The sequence below is a fragment of the Rhodococcus sp. 4CII genome, assembly GCF_014256275.1.
Classification (GTDB): domain Bacteria; phylum Actinomycetota; class Actinomycetes; order Mycobacteriales; family Mycobacteriaceae; genus Rhodococcus_F; species Rhodococcus_F wratislaviensis_A.
On record NZ_JACCFE010000002.1, the window covers coordinates 45,146 to 61,107 of the forward strand.

13 protein-coding genes are annotated in these 15,962 nt (G+C 62.9%); 1 reads left to right on the plus strand and 12 read right to left on the minus strand.

Annotation, left to right across the window (positions count from 1 at the left end; genetic code table 11):
- Positions 1 to 62: 62 nt before the first annotated feature.
- A complete protein-coding gene (locus H0B43_RS01095) occupies positions 63 to 224 on the minus strand; it encodes a hypothetical protein (RefSeq protein WP_185723580.1) in 162 nt (53 codons plus the stop codon).
- A complete protein-coding gene (locus H0B43_RS01100; protein ID WP_185723581.1) occupies positions 221 to 1,354 on the minus strand; it encodes an IS701 family transposase in 1,134 nt (377 codons plus the stop codon). The genes H0B43_RS01095 and H0B43_RS01100 overlap by 4 nt, the downstream gene beginning before the upstream one ends.
- 1,210 nt (positions 1,355 to 2,564) lie before the next feature.
- Between H0B43_RS01100 and H0B43_RS01105 the strand changes: the two genes are divergently transcribed.
- Positions 2,565 to 3,325, plus strand: a protein-coding gene (locus tag H0B43_RS01105) for an IS5 family transposase (RefSeq protein ID WP_252189884.1) whose coding sequence is annotated in 2 segments (ribosomal slippage) — positions 2,565 to 2,864 and positions 2,867 to 3,325 — 759 coding nt in all. Because the reading frame shifts where the segments join, the coding sequence is not laid out codon by codon here.
- 291 nt (positions 3,326 to 3,616) lie between these two features.
- Here H0B43_RS01105 and H0B43_RS01110 read toward each other — a convergent pair.
- From H0B43_RS01110 to H0B43_RS01155, 10 genes are all read right to left on the minus strand, one after another.
- Positions 3,617 to 4,141 (minus strand): nuclear transport factor 2 family protein, encoded by a 525-nt coding sequence (locus H0B43_RS01110; RefSeq protein WP_185723583.1) that lies wholly within the window; start codon positions 4,139 to 4,141, stop codon positions 3,617 to 3,619.
- Between the two features lie 215 nt (positions 4,142 to 4,356).
- On the minus strand, positions 4,357 to 5,289 hold the full coding sequence (locus tag H0B43_RS01115; RefSeq protein ID WP_185723584.1) for a cyclase family protein: 933 nt from the start codon (positions 5,287 to 5,289) through the stop codon (positions 4,357 to 4,359).
- Positions 5,290 to 5,461: 172 nt separating this feature from the next.
- Entirely contained in the window at positions 5,462 to 7,042 is a 1,581-nt protein-coding gene (locus H0B43_RS01120) for an acyl--CoA ligase family protein (RefSeq protein ID WP_185723585.1), read from the minus strand.
- Between the two features lie 711 nt (positions 7,043 to 7,753).
- Positions 7,754 to 8,590: an enoyl-CoA hydratase/isomerase family protein gene (locus H0B43_RS01125; RefSeq protein ID WP_185723586.1), complete on the minus strand. Its 837-nt coding sequence runs from the start codon at positions 8,588 to 8,590 to the stop codon at positions 7,754 to 7,756.
- A 33-nt stretch (positions 8,591 to 8,623) separates the two neighbouring features.
- Positions 8,624 to 9,007: a carboxymuconolactone decarboxylase family protein gene (locus H0B43_RS41190; RefSeq protein WP_185723587.1), complete on the minus strand. Its 384-nt coding sequence runs from the start codon at positions 9,005 to 9,007 to the stop codon at positions 8,624 to 8,626.
- Between the two features lie 50 nt (positions 9,008 to 9,057).
- Entirely contained in the window at positions 9,058 to 10,194 is a 1,137-nt protein-coding gene (locus tag H0B43_RS01135; protein WP_185723588.1) for an acetate--CoA ligase family protein, read from the minus strand.
- Positions 10,191 to 11,117 carry a CoA-binding protein gene (locus H0B43_RS01140; protein WP_185723589.1) on the minus strand — a complete coding sequence of 309 codons (927 nt, stop codon included), beginning with the start codon at positions 11,115 to 11,117 and terminating at the stop codon, positions 10,191 to 10,193. Before H0B43_RS01140 ends, H0B43_RS01135 begins: the two co-directional genes overlap by 4 nt.
- Complete coding sequence (locus H0B43_RS01145) at positions 11,117 to 12,958, minus strand: NAD(P)/FAD-dependent oxidoreductase (protein WP_185723590.1); 1,842 nt, start codon at positions 12,956 to 12,958, stop codon at positions 11,117 to 11,119. The genes H0B43_RS01140 and H0B43_RS01145 overlap by 1 nt, the downstream gene beginning before the upstream one ends.
- A gap of 266 nt (positions 12,959 to 13,224) precedes the next feature.
- On the minus strand, positions 13,225 to 14,604 hold the full coding sequence (locus H0B43_RS01150; protein ID WP_185723591.1) for an MFS transporter: 1,380 nt from the start codon (positions 14,602 to 14,604) through the stop codon (positions 13,225 to 13,227).
- Between the two features lie 203 nt (positions 14,605 to 14,807).
- On the minus strand, positions 14,808 to 15,758 hold the full coding sequence (locus tag H0B43_RS01155) for a LysR family transcriptional regulator (RefSeq protein WP_185723592.1): 951 nt from the start codon (positions 15,756 to 15,758) through the stop codon (positions 14,808 to 14,810).
- Between the last annotated feature and the right edge of the window lie 204 nt (positions 15,759 to 15,962).

Here is a 15,962-nt window from a genome sequence, read left to right on the forward strand (position 1 = left end):
CGTCACATTATGTCCCACATCACTTCATCCACATGAGACACGCTCTAATACTGCAACGGCACTTACGGAACGTGGCCACGGCGTCGGTAGTGGGAGGTGCGGGCCTGGTGTTGCCGGCGTCGTCGCCAGTGTGACCAGGACCAGATGTGCTCGTCGGGGTGGGCGTGTCGCAGGATCAGATGCACGAGCAGTCGCCGGATCTCGGGTACCGTGTACGCGATCATGCCCTGATCTTCAATCCCGATTCCCCCTTTATCGCTTGGGTTTTCGTCCCGGCGAGCCAGGCGAGGGCCAGCATCGACAAGGTGATGTGCGCGTACCAGGCCCGGTAGGTGCGTACCTGATACTGGTCGAGGCCGGCCTCGTTCTTGGCCTGCTGGAAGCATTCCTCGACCCGCCACCGCGATCCGGCGACGGTGGCGAGCTCGGTGAGCGTGGACCGGCGGGGTCCGGCGCAGATGTAGTACGCGATCTCGGTCGGATCGGAGAGGGATCGGCGGGCGAGGAGCCAGTGCCCGCGCCCGGGAGCCCACGCTATCCGGATCGGCACCCGCACCCACGAATACTCCCGTGGCCCGTGGGCGCCGTCGCCGACGGAGATCCGGCGCCACTGCTTCGGTGGGACCGCGGCGATCATCTCGTCGGCACGGCCGGCGCGCCCGTCGGGAGTGAAGACGTCGTCGTTGCGGCGGGTGGCCAGCACGTACGACACATCGCGCTCTTCGAGCCACACGCGCAGGTACTTCACCTGCCCGTAGGCCTCGTCCGCGGTGAGCCAGGAGAAGGGCACCTTCGCGTCGAGGGCGCGTTCGATCATGTGCTGCGCCAGAACCGGCTTGGTCGCGAACTCGACCTCGTCGCCGATGCCGGCGGCGCGGCACCGGTCCCGGTCGGTGGTCCACGATTCGGGCAGGTACAGCTCCCGATCGATGAGTGCGTGCCCGGCCGCACTCGAGTAGGCGAGGAACACTCCGATCTGACAATTCTCCACCCGACCGGCGGTGCCCGAGTACTGGCGCTGCACCCCTGCCGAGCGGGTGCCCTTCTTCAAGAATCCGGTGTCGTCGACGACCAACACCCCGTCCGTATCGCCGAGGCGTTCGACCACGTAATCACGCACATCGTCACGGACCCCGTCGACGTCCCAGTCCGCCCGCCGCAGCAACCGTTGCATCCCGTCCGGGCTCACCTCACCGGCCCGCTCGGCGAGAGTCCACCCATTCTTGCGTTCCAGACCCGCAACCAAACCCGCCACATACTCACGGACCCGGGACCGCGGCTCCGACCGGGTGAACCGACCGGAGATCCGCTCGTGCAACGCTTCCAACTCGGCAGCAACCATATCGAGGACCACGCAACCAGTATCGCCCACCTGTCAAGCAAGTGCCGTTGCAGTACTAAGGAACTGAGGCAACGGTTGGACGAGCGAATGCAAATACTCCACTACACGGTCCGCGCGCCACAAACGGCCACACTGAATCAGTCGAGCTGTGACTCGATGTCGAGGGCTCCGTCCTCGACCAAGCACGACAGTACAGTCAATGGTTGCCGGTGTTCTCCAAACGCATTTCGCTGAGGGATCAGCCCACCGCGGTTCACGATTTCACACAGGTTACCTGGGACGCGGCTCGCAACTTGGGGCGACCGGAACAATTGCGACCAGACACATCATTCGGACCGATCCACGAACGGCCTCCTCGTGCCGAGATGGACACTCTTCAACCGGTCTGGCGGGGTCCCCATCGAAACCATCGCAGCAGAAACGGACCTGTCGATCGAGCATTCCGATCACGCTGACCGTTACACCCGCCACCCTACCTCGCGCCTCGACCGGCGCTGGACACCCTCGGTGACAAACCTGACCTCATTCTGGAGCAGCCGGATTCGGTACGTAAGGGATGGATCGGCCGAGCACTTCGAGTACACCACGACCCCGTTTTCTTTCACCCGCGTCTCGTCATGCCCTCGAAGTGCTCGACGAGGAGCACAACAGACCGAATGTTCCTCAGCATGTGAATGATTTAACGCGGTGCGGACGTTTGGGCCCAGATTGTCTTCCAGCGTCGTCGGCGCAGAGACCGTCGACGATAAACCGGTGGGTGAAGCCCTTGAGCTCACCTCCATTTGTTGATCGCATCGAGGCGGCCTCGCCACCACTAAGTCTATGTCAGCGCCCGGGTGTTTCCCCGGGGAGCTTCGACGCCGAGATTCGCGAGCTCCTCGTAGTGGGAGTAGGCGAGGTCGGTCGACAGCCGTGGACCGTGACCCGGTCAACTAAACATGCCCTCCAGGACAGTGATTCCGTTGGTCGCAAAAGCAACAAACCGCGAGTGCGAGAATGCCAGCACTGCGCAGAACGGATGCCCATCTCCAACGGTGGCCCGTTCGATCACCAGATAGTCACCCCGGTGCCCACACCGCCGGACGTCTTCCTCGCCGATTCCTCTTGCCCACTGATCTTTTGTTTAGAGCGTGTCTCATGTGGATGAAGTGATGTGTGGGACATAATGTGACGCGTGGTAGATGAGTTGTCACTGAGGCTGGTTCCGGATGCGTTGTGGGAGATGGTCGAACCGTTGATTCCGCGTTTTGTCGCCCGGCCGCAGGGAGGCGGCAGTGCGCCGGCCGATGACCGGGCGGTGTTCACCGCGATCGTGTACGTGCTCACCAGCGGATGTCCGTGGCGGCATCTGCCGCCCTCCTTCGGGGTGACGGTGCCGACCGCGCATCGACGATTCAGCGCCTGGGTACGGGATGGGGTGTTCGAGAAACTCCATCGCGAGGTGCTCGACCGGCTCGGGAGCGCGGGCGAACTCGACTGGACGGCAGCGATCCTGGATGCGGCAAGCGTCCGGGCAAAAAGGGGGGATCGCTGACCGGCCCCAGCCCGGTCGACCACGGCAAGAAGGGATCGAAGATCCACGTCCTGTCCGAAACGAATGGAATCCCACTGGTCGTGGGTGTGACCGGGGCGAACACCCACGACAGCACGATGCTGCAACCATTGGTGGCACGGATTCCGGCAACGAAGTCCAGGCGCGGACCACGCCGGCGCAAACCGGGAAAGCTTCGCGGCGACAAGGGCTACGACTACGACATTCACCGACGGTGGCTGCGCGAACGAGGCATCGTCCCGAGGATCGCCCGCCGCGGCATCGAGCGAAACGATCGCCTCGGCCGGTACCGGTGGAAGATCGAACGCACCATCGCCTGGCTCACCGGCTACCGGCGCACGACCATCCGCTACGAACGCTACGGCGAACACTTCGCCGGCTTCCTCCACCTCGCCGCCGCACTCACCTGCTTCAAGAAACTCCCCACATGAGACACACTCTTAAGGCAACGAGGCGGCGGAAGTTGCGGTCCGACCCGTCATATCCCGCGGCCGGCGATCGGCAGCAACGGTTTGGTCGTGATACACCCACGGGATCGTTCGACACGTTCGACGCGTTCGACGAGAACACGCCCTGCGCAAACCCACCCTATCGAGTACTAGATGATCATGACTCCAGCGAACATGCTGGCGGCCCAAACCAACGAGCCAATGAAACCTACAGCAGCCCGTCATAGCTTCTTCTTCTGCTGCAGGGGTTGGTTTTAAGTAGTCCTGAAAGGTTTACGCATTGTCGTGAACGAGCCCCCGGGAATAGGAAGGGTCTGTCTTGTCACGTGTCCCTCTGTGGAACCCAGGGCCGAGGATTGCGTGCTCACCGCCTACCGGGTCGGTTCGTTCGGTATCACATGTCGCCACGCGCTCAACGATGCGCCAATGACCGTCTCTGCGTTCGAGTCGATCGATATAGCGCAAGTTGAGGACCCAGTCCGTTGCAGGCAGCGCGCCGGCAGGTGCCTTTCGGTGGTAAGCCCGGGAGTAGGACTCCATCCAAGCTGAGTCGCCGTTGACTTCGACGAGTTGGTTACCGATGAAGTGTGTTGTCGAGACGAAAGTAGGCAGTAATTTGGCGGCCCAAGCGATGAACTCGTCGATGGTCCCCCGAAAGGGCCCGTGGTCGTCGACGGCACCCGGGTGGTAGCAAGACCGCACAAGTTCCCAGTCCATGCGATCGATTCCGCGGCAATACCGGAGGTGGACCTCGCGGATTGCGGCCTCGTCGATGATCCGCTGCAGCTGTGATTCCATATCGTTAATCCTCTCGCTGTTAGTCTTCTGCCCTGTCTCCCAGGGAAGGTATGCCGCCGCAGCAGGTATCGGGACTCTAGGAAACCGAGCTGTCCAACCTCACCCCGCCGTGGGCCACGGTGGCGGTGATCATTGCGTTCTGTAGGGGTCGCCACAATCGGATGGTTTACCTTTCGTCTTACTCGAGGCGTCAGACACCCACACGACAGGGGGCCTCACCGCAGCGCGATGGCATTGGCAGGTGTGCCTACGCCACCGGGCAGGTTCAGTGGCACCGAGGCCAGGAAGCACGTGTAGCGCCCATCGCGTGCCGACGCCTCGGCGAGCGCGTCAAGTGCCCAGAACTCACCGATGAGGAAGCCGAGCATCGGGATGAGCCGACTGTGGAGGTCGGGTACCTCGAGATTGCGCGGCAATGCTTCGAGGCCGGGGTTATCTCCGGCCGCAGCTGTGATCCTGTTGTCCCAGAGGAACTCGGCCATCTCCTCGGCGGCGGCTAGGCCGGCACTGGTGACTTTGTCCCGAAGTGCGCCCCGGTCTGTCACAGGTGCGGCTAGGTACGCCCCCATGTATCCCGTGCGCACCAGAAGGATGTCGCCGTCGGACAGGACAACTCGCTCGGCGTCCAGGACTTTCTTGATCATCTTGACATCGATACGGTGCGGTACAAAAGGATCGTAGTCTTCGATGCCGCCAAATCGTGGGATATCGAGGAGAACTCCGCGTCCGACGATCCCCTGTTGGGCCCACGCTTCCACGCCCAACCGGGAGCCGCCGGCACCGGCCTCCTCCTCGGAGACACCGTTGTAGAAGCCGACATCGGGGTCCTTTCGGTGCCGCAAGCCATCCCATTGGCTCGAGGCCTGTGGGAAAAAATTGTCCATGACATCGTCGAGCACCAGCTCGCTATGACGAAAGATTCGGTGCTGCATCGGGTTCCGTCCGAAGTACGGCGGGGTTGGAAGGTCGAGGGGCAGTGACAAGTTGACCCGTTCGCCGGTCTGAATCTCGCGGGTCGCGGCCCTGACCGCGACAGGAGAGAGGAAGTTGGCGGTGCCGAGGTCGTCCTCGGAGCCGAATACCCCCCACGCCGAACGTCGACCGTTCTCGATCCTTTCGAGCTCCCTATACTTCGGGTACATCGTCATTTTCTGACTCCTTCCTCGTTACTCACAATGCGGGACCGCCACGGTAGCTGTGCCCCGTCGCGGATCCGACGCCGAACCGCGTGGTCGGATGGCCCGAAAGCATCCTCGAACAGGTCGGTTCGCTTGCCACGGGTGCGTGCTATCGGTTCACAACCCAGTGATTCACCCCGCGTCATTGGATTTGGCGTGCGATGCCAGCCCATGCCTTCTCGCGAAGTAGGTGTTTCTGGATCTTACCGGTGGAGGTTTTGGGAAGCTCGCCGAAACTCACCATCTTGGGTGCCTTGAACCGGGCGAGTCGACTTCGCACGTGCTCGACGATCTCTTCCGCGGTCGTCGAGGCGCCCTCTTGTAGCGTGATGTACGCGGCCGGGACCTCGCCCCATCGCTCGTCCGGCATTGCGATCACCGCAGCCTCCAGCACCGCCGGGTGGTCTAGAATTGCCTGCTCGACCTCGACTGACGCGATGTTCTCTCCGCCTGAGATGATCACGTCCTTGGCCCGGTCTCGTAGCTCGATGTACCCATCGCGATGCACGACGCCGAGGTCACCGGTCCGAAACCACCCATCCGGCACCGCGTTCAGCGTGGCCTCCGGATCGTGCAAGTAGCCCAGCATGAGGTTGTTGCCGCGCAGGGCGATTTGCCCCGTCGTGGTGCCGTCGGCTGGTACGTCGGAGCCGTCCTCGGCGATTACCCGCACGGTACAGGAGATCATGTTCCCGACGCCCTGGCGGGCCTTGAGCCGGGATTGGGCGTCCAGGTCGAGATCGTCCCACTCTGGGCGCCAGTCGCACAACATGGCCGGTCCATAGGTCTCGGTGAGCCCGTACAGATGGGTCACCTCGAATCCGAGTTTCGCCATTCGCCGCAAGATGGCCGGTGACGGCGGCGCTCCTCCTGTCGTGATCCGTACAGGGCGTCCCTTCGGTAGTGGCGTTGCGTCCTTCGCGTGCGCGATCATCGCCAGGACCGTCGGTGCTCCGCTCAGGTGTGTCACGCCCTCCTCGCGGACTAGACGCCATATTTCGGTCGGGTCAACCTTGGGCAGGCAGATATGCGTTGCGGCCGCCGCGGTCACCGCCCATGGGAAGCACCAGCCGTTGCAGTGGAACATCGGCAGCGTCCACAGGTACATCGAGGAGGGTGACAACCCGGTATGGCCCACCATTGCCAACGACTGCAGCGATGCGCCCCTGTGGTGGTACATCACGCCCTTGGGCCGTCCTGTGGTGCCGGACGTGTAGTTGATCGACAGCAGTGAGCGTTCATCCGACGGGGTACGGTGCTCTGATTGTGCCCCGGCGAGCAGGTCTTCATACTCCTGCCCGGCTCGGATCCGCACGGGCGGTTCCGACAGCTCGGCAAACACGGCGCCGACGAGGTCGTCGAACATCGGGTCGTGCACGAGCACTCCAGCGTTCGAGTGCTGCAGAATGTAAGCGACCTCTCCCGCGGAGAGCCGAGTGTTGATCGAGACGAGCGGTACTCCTGCCCATGGCACTCCGAAATTCGCCTCCAGAAGTACATGTGTGTTCGGAGCGAGCACCGCGACCGGCCTGCGGTGCGCCAACGGGGCCAATGCCCCGGCCAGCCGCATGCATCGTTCCCTCAGCTCCGTGTAGGTCCATCGGGAGTGACCGTCCACCACACCGACCCGGTCGCCATGTGCGGCGGCCGCCCGGTCCAGATACGCCGTCGGGGTCAACGGCTCGAATGAAACCGAGCCGTTGGCGCTCTGTCCGTTCGGCATGTGCTTCTCCTTTTCGTCCATACGGAATGAACCCGCGCGCAGTGACAGCTGGGCACACCTCGAACACTCGACTTCCGTGGCCGCAACGTAATTGGCGATCATGAACGGCTGCTCGGGGGAATAACCAGGACCTCCTCGACGACGACGTCGTCGACTCCGAGCAGTCCGATGAAGTGGTCACATCGCTGCCTCCGTGCAACCTCCCCGGCGGGCACCGCAGGCCACGTAACCGCAAAGGGCGTCGCCGGCGACGACCAGGGCGCCCCGGCGACCACCCACTCGGCCGTGCCACTCGATGGCCATCCCACGGTAGTCGTCCCATCCGAGGTGACGAAGCAGATGTATCGGCCGTCGTCGAGCAGTAATGGGTTCGCGATGTGCGGGAAGATTGTGTGACGGCCAGGCTGAACCGGGGAAACGGCAGTGCCGATATCGAGAGGGCAGGGCGAAATTGCTCGCTCACCAGTCCGGATCTCGCGGACTGCGGAGGTGACGGCATCGGGCGACAAAAGTGGTCCCGAGATCGTCGTCGGCGCCGCCCCTCCCGCCGAACGACTGCCGTTGTCGATCGTCTCGAGCTCGCTGTGTTGCGGTCAGCCGGACATGGTGTGTCGGTTCCTCTCTGGCCATTCAGCAGCGCAGCGCTGCCACGACCCAGTTACCGCCCGCGGGCAACCCGCACCCGGGAAGAAGGGAACAGGCTCCGCGTCGTCACTCGAACGGCACGTCCAGACCGACGAATCGTTCCTTCCGCCACTGGATCGCGGCGGTGACACCCTGCTCGTGTCGGATGTTGGATTCGACTTCGTCACCTGCGACGAGATGGGCGAGGATATCCGCCTCCTTGCCGTAGAACCAAGCCTCGCGCAAACCGGCGAGATCGTAGGCGTGCCTGGTCGCGATTTTGCCGAGCTTCAGCGACTCCATCGGCATCCGCGATATGATCGTACCCAGCCGCTCTGCCTCGTTGAGCAGGTTCTCCTGTGAGACGATACGGTTGATCATTCGCAGCCGGAGCGCTTCGGCGGCGTGGACTGTCCCGCCTGTCAGGTAGATCTCGTGGGCGGCCTTCCAGCCGGCCGTATACACCAGCATCTGCGACATGAATACGCCGGTTGCGCGCAGCACGCTGTAGTCGAAAACTGCATCCGGCGTGGCCAGCGTGATGTCGCACAGCAGGGCGAGCTCGGCACCACCGGCCGCTGCTGTGCCGTGTACCGCCGCGATCAGCGGCTTGGGGTAGTCCTTGAGCGGCCAATACCAGTGATCGAAGATGAAGTCCAGGTAGGCGCGCGACTGGTCCTCACTCCAGGGCCGGGGTCCGCTGCCGAGTTCCTTGTGCGCCAATAGATCGTGTCCGGAGCAGAAGTGTGGGCCTGCGCCGCTGATCACGACCGCGTGGACATCGGCGTCGTACTTGGTCTCCTCCAGGAAGTGCCGCATCTCGCGCATCATCTGCGCGGAAATCGCGTTTCGTTTTTCGGGGCGATTCATGGTCACCCAGGCGATTCCTTCACGGACCTCGACGGCCAGTGCTGTGTACTCCATGTGTTGTTGCCTTTCGTCGCGCGTTCAATTGCGCTATTCGGATTCGCCTTGGATTTTCAGTGCATGTTGGAACAGTTCGTCCCCGATCCGGCCGTAGGTGACCATGCCGTTGCACAGCAGGATCATCACCATGGCTTCGCGGATCTGTTGGAGCGTTACGCCCGCACGCAGCGCGGCCTCGATGTGGTTCTTGCCGCCGCTGGGGTTCTCCCGCCAGATGTCGATGATGACGAAGATCAGTTCTTTCATGGCGAGGCTGAGGCCGTCGGGATTGTCCTGCAGCACATCGTCGCGTGCCTGCGTGTAGTGCTGGAAGTAGCTTGGGCTGAGCTGCTTCACGGAGTCGATGATCGGCGGTACCTTGCCCAGAAATGTGTTCCAGTGCTTATCCAGCTGCTTTTCTGTTACGGCGTCCACGTCAGTCCTTCCAGATGAAATAATTGATGTTGCTGCTCACCGCGTCCTACTCATCCGATCAGGACATCCACGGCACAGGCCCGAGCGCCGTCGATCATGAGAGGGTTCACCTCGATCTCGGTGATCCCCGGCTCGGCGTCGTATGCAGCGACCAGTGCGTCGACGGCCGACAGCAGCGCGCGGAGGTTCAACGGCGGCAGGTTGCGGTATCCGGTGAAAAGTGGATACCGCCGCAATGTGCGGACCGCTGCCTCGATCTCCCCCGGCGCGCACGGAAGGGGGAGGAAAACCATGTCCTTGTCCAGCTCCGCCGTGACCCCACCCGACCCGATCGTCAGCACCGGCCCGAACTCCGGATCGGTGACGATACCGATGAGGAACTCCTCGCCCACGTTCTGTTGCTGGACGAGTACGTACCCGGTACCGCCCCGGATGTGCTCGGAAAACCTTGTGTCGAGGGTGGCGTAAGCGGCCTGCAGTTCGACGGCGTTGCGGATTCCGACGATCACGCCGCCGAGCTGGGTACGGTGCGCAACCGCGTCGGACTCAATTTTCGCGACGACCGGGTATCCGATCCGGTCACCGATCGCGACTGCCGCCTCCGCCGAGTGCGCAGCGGCCTGTTGTGGGAGGACCATGCCGTGCAGAGCGAGCAAATCGAACGCATCTTCAGGGAGCTTCTGCTCCGGCTGGCGTGCTGCGATCGGCTTGCCGGTGCTCAGCGTCGACGACGCACGCCGTGCGGCGAGGGCTGCCAGTGCAGCGACGGCTCGTGGTGGCTGCGCGATGACTGCCGCGCCCGCCCGGCGAAGGCGGGTCTCGAGCTCGTCGGGCAGACGGATTTCCGACGCCATGTAGGCGATGACGACGGTGACGCCCTGCGCGGTCCACGTCGGTAGCACACGCAGAATCTCTTCGCCGATGTCCGGGAAATCGTTGGCCAGTGGGGTCAGTATCAGCAGCAACACGTCTGGCCGTGCCGCCGATTCAACGACCGACGTCAGGTAGGCCAACTTGGTCGTGTCGGGCTGCTGGGCGATGGGTCCGATATCGACAGGATTGCCCGAGAGCTCCGGAAGCCCCGACAATTTCACGGTGACCGGCACGAGTTCCAGGGATGTGCCGGCCGCCATGTCGGCGACCAGTGCACCCATCCCGCCGCTGGCGGTCATGACCACAGTTCTCATCGTCCGTCCCTCCCGGCGACGGCGGCAAGTTCGGCGAGCCGAACCTCCGCGATGTCAACAAGCTCGTCGAGCGATGCTGCTGGTAGCAAACCAAATTCATTCGCCACCGCCTCCCACATCTGGCCGTCGCCGGCGATCTTCCCCGTGTGGGAACGGGAGGCTGCTGCCCCGGCAGCCGATCGTCCAGACTTCGTGACGATCACGGTTTTGTCGAGTTCACGTGCACGGCGCCCGACTTCGCGTGCGGTCTCGGGGTTCTTGAAGGCCTCGACGTAGCCGAGTAGCACCCGGGTCTCTGATTGCTCGAGCACAGCGAGTGCGAGTTCGCCCCACTCCAGGTCGAGTTCGTTACCTGAGGTGACCGCGTAGCCGATGCCGAGCCCGCGGCACGCGCAGGTCTGCAGCACGACGTTGGTCAGGGCCCCGCTCTGCGCCACCACCGCCAACGGCCCCGGCGACAGCGGCATCTGTCCGATCACCGTCGAAAAGGTCAGCGGAACATTGTCGATATTGTTCAGCGCACCGATGCAGTTCGGCCCCAGCAGTCGTAGCCCCGACCCCGTGCAGATCCTGCGGACCTCGTCGTCGAGCACCGAATTGCCAGCCTCTCCGAACCCGCTCGCGACGCTGATCGCAAACGGCACCCCGGCCTTGGCGCACTCCAATAAAGTGGCCGGCACCAGGGCCGCATTGACAAGGATTAGCGCCACGTCCGGCACGAACGGAATGTCGGTGATCGTCGGGTAAGTCGGCACTCCCATCGTCTCGGTCCTGCGTGGGTTGACCGCCGCGAGCCGACCCGTGAACCCGGCGTCGAGCAGATATCGGAGGGGCCGCGACGCATAGCTTGCGGGATCGGAGGAAGCACCTACGACGGCGACCGCGGACGGCCGCAGCAATGCGGTAAGTGGATCGGCAGCCATCAACGTTCCGCCCTCCGGGGCTCGAGTGACAGACCCGCGAACCTGCCCTCGGCCCGCCAGTTCTCCAACATGTCGTAGAACTCGAGCGCCGATCCGCCGAAGTTCGCGTCGGTCTCCGGCAGGTCCTCCGGTCGACCCTCGTTGTTGAAGAAGCCCGGAATACATGCCTGTAGGAGCTCGAGGCGTTGCCGGGAGTACGGGTCGTTACGTGCCGAGCGCGTCTTTATCGTCTGCACCCAGCCTGCCTCCGCGTCGGACTCGACGTCGAATACCTCTACTTCGTTGTCGATGCAGTGCGCAATGACAAAGGCGACATGCCGGGCGAATTCGCCCAGTGCGGTGGGGAAGTTGATCGTCAACGGGGCGAACTGGGAATTGACCCCGGGACTGAACGCCAGGTTCGGGAAACCACTGGTCATCATGCCGTGCAGCGACGACATGCCGTCCGCCCACTTCACGGTCAAACTGACCCCATCTCGGCCGACGACGTCGAATCCAGCACGGCGAGTGCGGGCCGAGTTGATATCGAAGCCGGTGGCGAAGATCAGGCAGTCAAGCGGGTATTCGGCGCCATTGACGACAAGTCCGTCCGGCGTGATTCGCTCGATTTCAGCGCCTTTCGTATCCACCAGCGAGACGTTCGGGCGTTCAAACGTCTGGAGGTACTCGTCATGAAAGCCGGGCCGCTTGCAAAAGTAGTAGTAATAGCCCTTCAGGCTTTCGGCCGTGGCCGGATCACTCACGATCGAGTCGATCCGGGCGCGAACTTCCTCGCCCAGTTCCAGGTCCGCGACCTCGGTGCGCGCCGCCCGCTCCGCGGGAGAAAGGCCGACAAAGTCCGGATTGCACATCAGCTTTTTGAAGGCGTACGTCCAACCGTCGTCGACGAGATCTTCCAGCCCTGCAACACCCGAGATGAGCGCGGTGAAGTTGTGGATACGACGCTGCTGCCAGCCGGGTTCCAACGACGCCACCCACGACGGGTCCGTTGGCCGGTTGTTGCGAGGGGCCACGGTGGACGGTGTCCGCTGGAACACGTACACCTGCTTCGCCGACCGACCGAGATGAGGCACGATCTGCACCGCAGTAGCGCCTGTGCCGATGATTCCGACCGACTTGTCCGCCAACCCGCTCAAGTCACCCTCGGCGCTACCCTTCGTGTACTCGTAGTCCCACCGGCTACTGTGAAAGGCATGGCCACGAAAGGTCTCGATCCCAGGGATCGCCGGCGGCCGCGGCTTGTCCATCGGACCGTTCGCCATCAGCACGAATCGCGCGCGCATCGCGTCACCACGATCGGTGTGTACCGTCCAGCGTCGCCTCCTTTCATCCCACTCCAACCCCGTCACCTGTGTCTGGAAGCACGTGTCGCGGTATAGGTCGAAGTGGCGTGCGGCCTTCCGGCAGTAGTCCAGAATTTCCGGTTGACGGGTGTACTTTTCGGTCGGGATGTAGCCCGTTTCCTCCAGTAGCGGCAGGTAAATGTATGACTCGACATCGCACTGGGCGCCGGGATAGCGGTTCCAGTACCAGACACCGCCGAAGTCGCCAGCCTTGTCGAGAACTCGGATCGACTGCACGCCGCGCATACGGAGGTGCGCGCCGCTCAGGATTCCGGAAAGCCCACCGCCGATCACGAGCACGTCCACCTCGTCGGTCAGCGGTTCACGGTGGATCGGAGGCATGTGTGGATCAGCCTCGCTGAGGCCGACATCGGCCAACGTTGCCGTACTTTTGCGTGCCTTCGCCCGCCGTTTCGTCATGCGGACGTCGCGCTCGTGACGGTAGCGGGCCCGAAGTTCGTCCAATTCTGCTTCGGATATGCTGAAAGGGGTTGACATTCTCTTTTACCTTTGGTTTCGAAATCAGTGATGAGCCAGGGCCGTCGCGACGCCAGTGGCAAAGTTGTGCGATCTCCGTCGATCGACGGGGCCTGACACCAGGATGTTTCGCTCTTTCTGAGTCCCTGTTCTGGCGATGTGTCGAGCAGCTGCTCGATAGGGGCCAGGAAACATCCCTCCGAGACCCGAGACGTCGACCGCGTTCCTTCCAGCTAGGGTGAACAGCCACAAGGCGGTGGCCGCGTGGATCGCATCGGATATCGCGATCATGACTGGAGTTGCCGATCGACCGAGGGTGGCTCAATACTCTGCCCTGTGATACGCATGTTCCTGCGACGCACGGCGAGTAAGACGATGCCGACAGCAGCGAGGATTGTCGGAATGATCGTCAGGCTGAAGATCGTGGTGGAGGCCAAACCGGCGGCGATGAGGAACCCGCCAACGAGCGGGCCGATGATCGATCCGACTCGGCCGACGCCGTAGGCCCAGCCGAGGCCGGTGGAACGGGCAACCGTCGGGTAGACGTCGGCGCCGACCGCGCTGATCCCGGTCTGTCCACCGGATATGCCGAAGCCGACAACGAACAGCGCAATCAGCATGAGGGCGGTGTTGCCGATCGCCGTCGCGGTGGCGGCGATGGACACCGCAGCGATGAGGTAGCTGGCGGCAAGGATGCCGGTGGCAGATCGTCGGTAGTCCGCAATCAGACCTATAGTAACGCCACCCACAACCCCACCAAAGTTGTACAGCGATGTCGCCACTAGGGCAAGGGACGCGCTGAGGCCGGCCGCGGTGAAGAGCGACGGCATCCAGTTCAGCAGGAAGTATGCGACGAACAGGTTCATGCCGAAGACAATCCAGAGCAGAATCGTCACCACCGACCGATGTTCGGTGAACAACGTCCGCACCGGGGAGCGACGAATAGCCTTTTCCGGCAGGACGAACGCGCTCTTCGTCGCGTCTGCCTGAACCGCCGGGGCAAGCCTCCCGAGAATCTTGGCTGCTCGCTCATTCTGTCCGGTCACCGCGAGGAAGCGGATCGACTCCGGAAGCGCTCGCCAGGCAATTAACAAGATGATCAAGGTCAGGACTCCACCGGCGGCAAATACAGTGCGCCAACCGTAATGGGGTATCAGGTAGGCCGCCAGAAAGCCGCCCACCATGCCACCGAGGGACATCGACGACACCACAACGGTGACGACGGTGGAGCGACGACGAGCTGGGGCGTACTCGGACGCCAGTGCGATCAGGTTCGGTGTGAGTCCGCCGAGGCCGATGCCACACACAAAGCGGAGCGCTAGGAGGGTCTCGACATTGGGGGCGATGGTCTGAAGTAAGGTGAAGACCGCGACCCCCACAGTACACAGCAGAATGACCTTGCGACGCCCGATCCGATCGGCGATCGGACCGAAAGCCATTCCTCCCAACATCATGCCGACGAGTCCCGCGGAGAAAACCAGGCCGAACGCCGAGACCGGGAGCCCCCAATCCTTGGCGATGGCCGGTGCGGCGAAGCCGATCGACTGAACGTCGAAGCCGTCCAGGATTGCGATCGCGATGCAGATTGCGAGCGTACGTTTCTGCAAGCGAGAGAACGGTGCACCATCGACTACGGCCTCGACGTCGACGCGTAGGGGAGGTTTCATGAAATCCTCTTTCTCATAAGCGTTTTGGATCCGGGCTGACGACCATCCCGTTCCGCGGATGGGCGGCGATCCGGGCAGGTCCGGACCGGGAGAAGGTGCCGTCGTTGTGACATGCGTTCGCCGCACGGCACCCCGAGCCCACCCTTCCGACAGGAGAGATCATTGATCAGATTGATCCTCAGAACGGGGCGAGCGCTGTGTATCTAGAGCACCTCGGAGAACTTCTCCTCGAGGCTCTGCGGACAGATCAGCGCACGGATGTGGCTATCAAACCCGGGCGCAGCCATGCCCTCGCGGAGATGGTCGATCAACGCACCGATGTGCAGCGGCGGCCAGCCCTCGTAGTCGTGAACGAGCCAGGTGCCCATCTCGGTTATCCAGTACTTCTGCAGGACCGGTATCAGGCGACCGGCCTCGATGTGCGGGCGGATGTAGTGCTCGGTGAAATACACGATTCCGAGGTCATTCAATGCCGCGTGCAGCAGGCCGGGTATGTGGCCGTGCACTCGAGAGCGACCCGAGACGAGAATCGGCCGCTCCTCGTCGCCGTCCCGGATCATCCAGAACGGTGCGTCGGCCATCACGCAGTCGTGCTGTTTGAGGTCCTCGGGCGTACGCGGGGTGCCGTGCCGGGCGAGGTAATTGGGTGTGGCTGCCATGCAGAAGGATCGGGTGTGCAGCAATTCCGAGTGCAGCGACTTCTCCGGACCCCCTCCGCTGAGCAACGCGAGGTCGACACCTTGCGATCGAATGTCAATGTCGCGCACGAAAACTGACAGATCGACGCTGACCTCTGGATGCTGCGCTAGGTACTGCGGAATGAGGTACGCCGCGACATCCGACGCGAAGCCCTTTATGGCCGCAACCTTGATGTGTCCTTGCGGGACTGCTTTTTCTCCCTGACCCGCAGCATGCGCCAGCTGAAGACTCGCGACGGCCTGCCGGCATCCATTGAGATATTCCTCTCCCGCCCTCGTCAGCCCGACGCTACGCGTGGTGCGATTGAGCAGCTTGAAACCGAGCCTCTGCTCGAGCTGAGCGATCCGCCGGCTCACGATCGCGACCGAGACTTCGAGATGTCGGGCAGCTCGGGTAAAGCTCCCCTGGTCGACAACAGCGAGGAATTCTTCGATGCCGTCCCAACGAGTGACCACCGCGACTCCTCCATGGTCTCGATCGCGCTGCAAGCCTGGGCCGCGCGAGCATCTGTTGACGCCTTCAAGGGTCATCAACTTTGAAGTATGTTGCCTATCACACTAGTCGACTATCTCCTCCACGGCAATAGTCGCGCCAATGACCCGCAACTTATGCAAAAATGCGTGGACAGCCCCTCCTTGCGACTCCGGTTGCACCCCGCC

What these genes read in the sequence shown, in the direction of transcription:
- H0B43_RS01150 (WP_185723591.1), bottom strand. Translation starts at nt 14,604, where the DNA reads ATGAAACCTCCCCTACGCGTCGACGTCGAGGCCGTAGTCGATGGTGCA.
- H0B43_RS01125 (WP_185723586.1), bottom strand. Translation starts at nt 8,590, where the DNA reads ATGGAGTACACAGCACTGGCCGTCGAGGTCCGTGAAGGAATCGCCTGG.
- H0B43_RS01120 (WP_185723585.1), bottom strand. Translation starts at nt 7,042, where the DNA reads ATGCCGAACGGACAGAGCGCCAACGGCTCGGTTTCATTCGAGCCGTTG.
- H0B43_RS01135 (WP_185723588.1), bottom strand. Translation starts at nt 10,194, where the DNA reads ATGAGAACTGTGGTCATGACCGCCAGCGGCGGGATGGGTGCACTGGTC.
- H0B43_RS01115 (WP_185723584.1), bottom strand. Translation starts at nt 5,289, where the DNA reads ATGACGATGTACCCGAAGTATAGGGAGCTCGAAAGGATCGAGAACGGT.
- H0B43_RS01110 (WP_185723583.1), bottom strand. Translation starts at nt 4,141, where the DNA reads ATGGAATCACAGCTGCAGCGGATCATCGACGAGGCCGCAATCCGCGAG.
- H0B43_RS01145 (WP_185723590.1), bottom strand. Translation starts at nt 12,958, where the DNA reads ATGTCAACCCCTTTCAGCATATCCGAAGCAGAATTGGACGAACTTCGG.
- H0B43_RS01140 (WP_185723589.1), bottom strand. Translation starts at nt 11,117, where the DNA reads ATGGCTGCCGATCCACTTACCGCATTGCTGCGGCCGTCCGCGGTCGCC.
- H0B43_RS01095 (WP_185723580.1), bottom strand. Translation starts at nt 224, where the DNA reads ATGATCGCGTACACGGTACCCGAGATCCGGCGACTGCTCGTGCATCTG.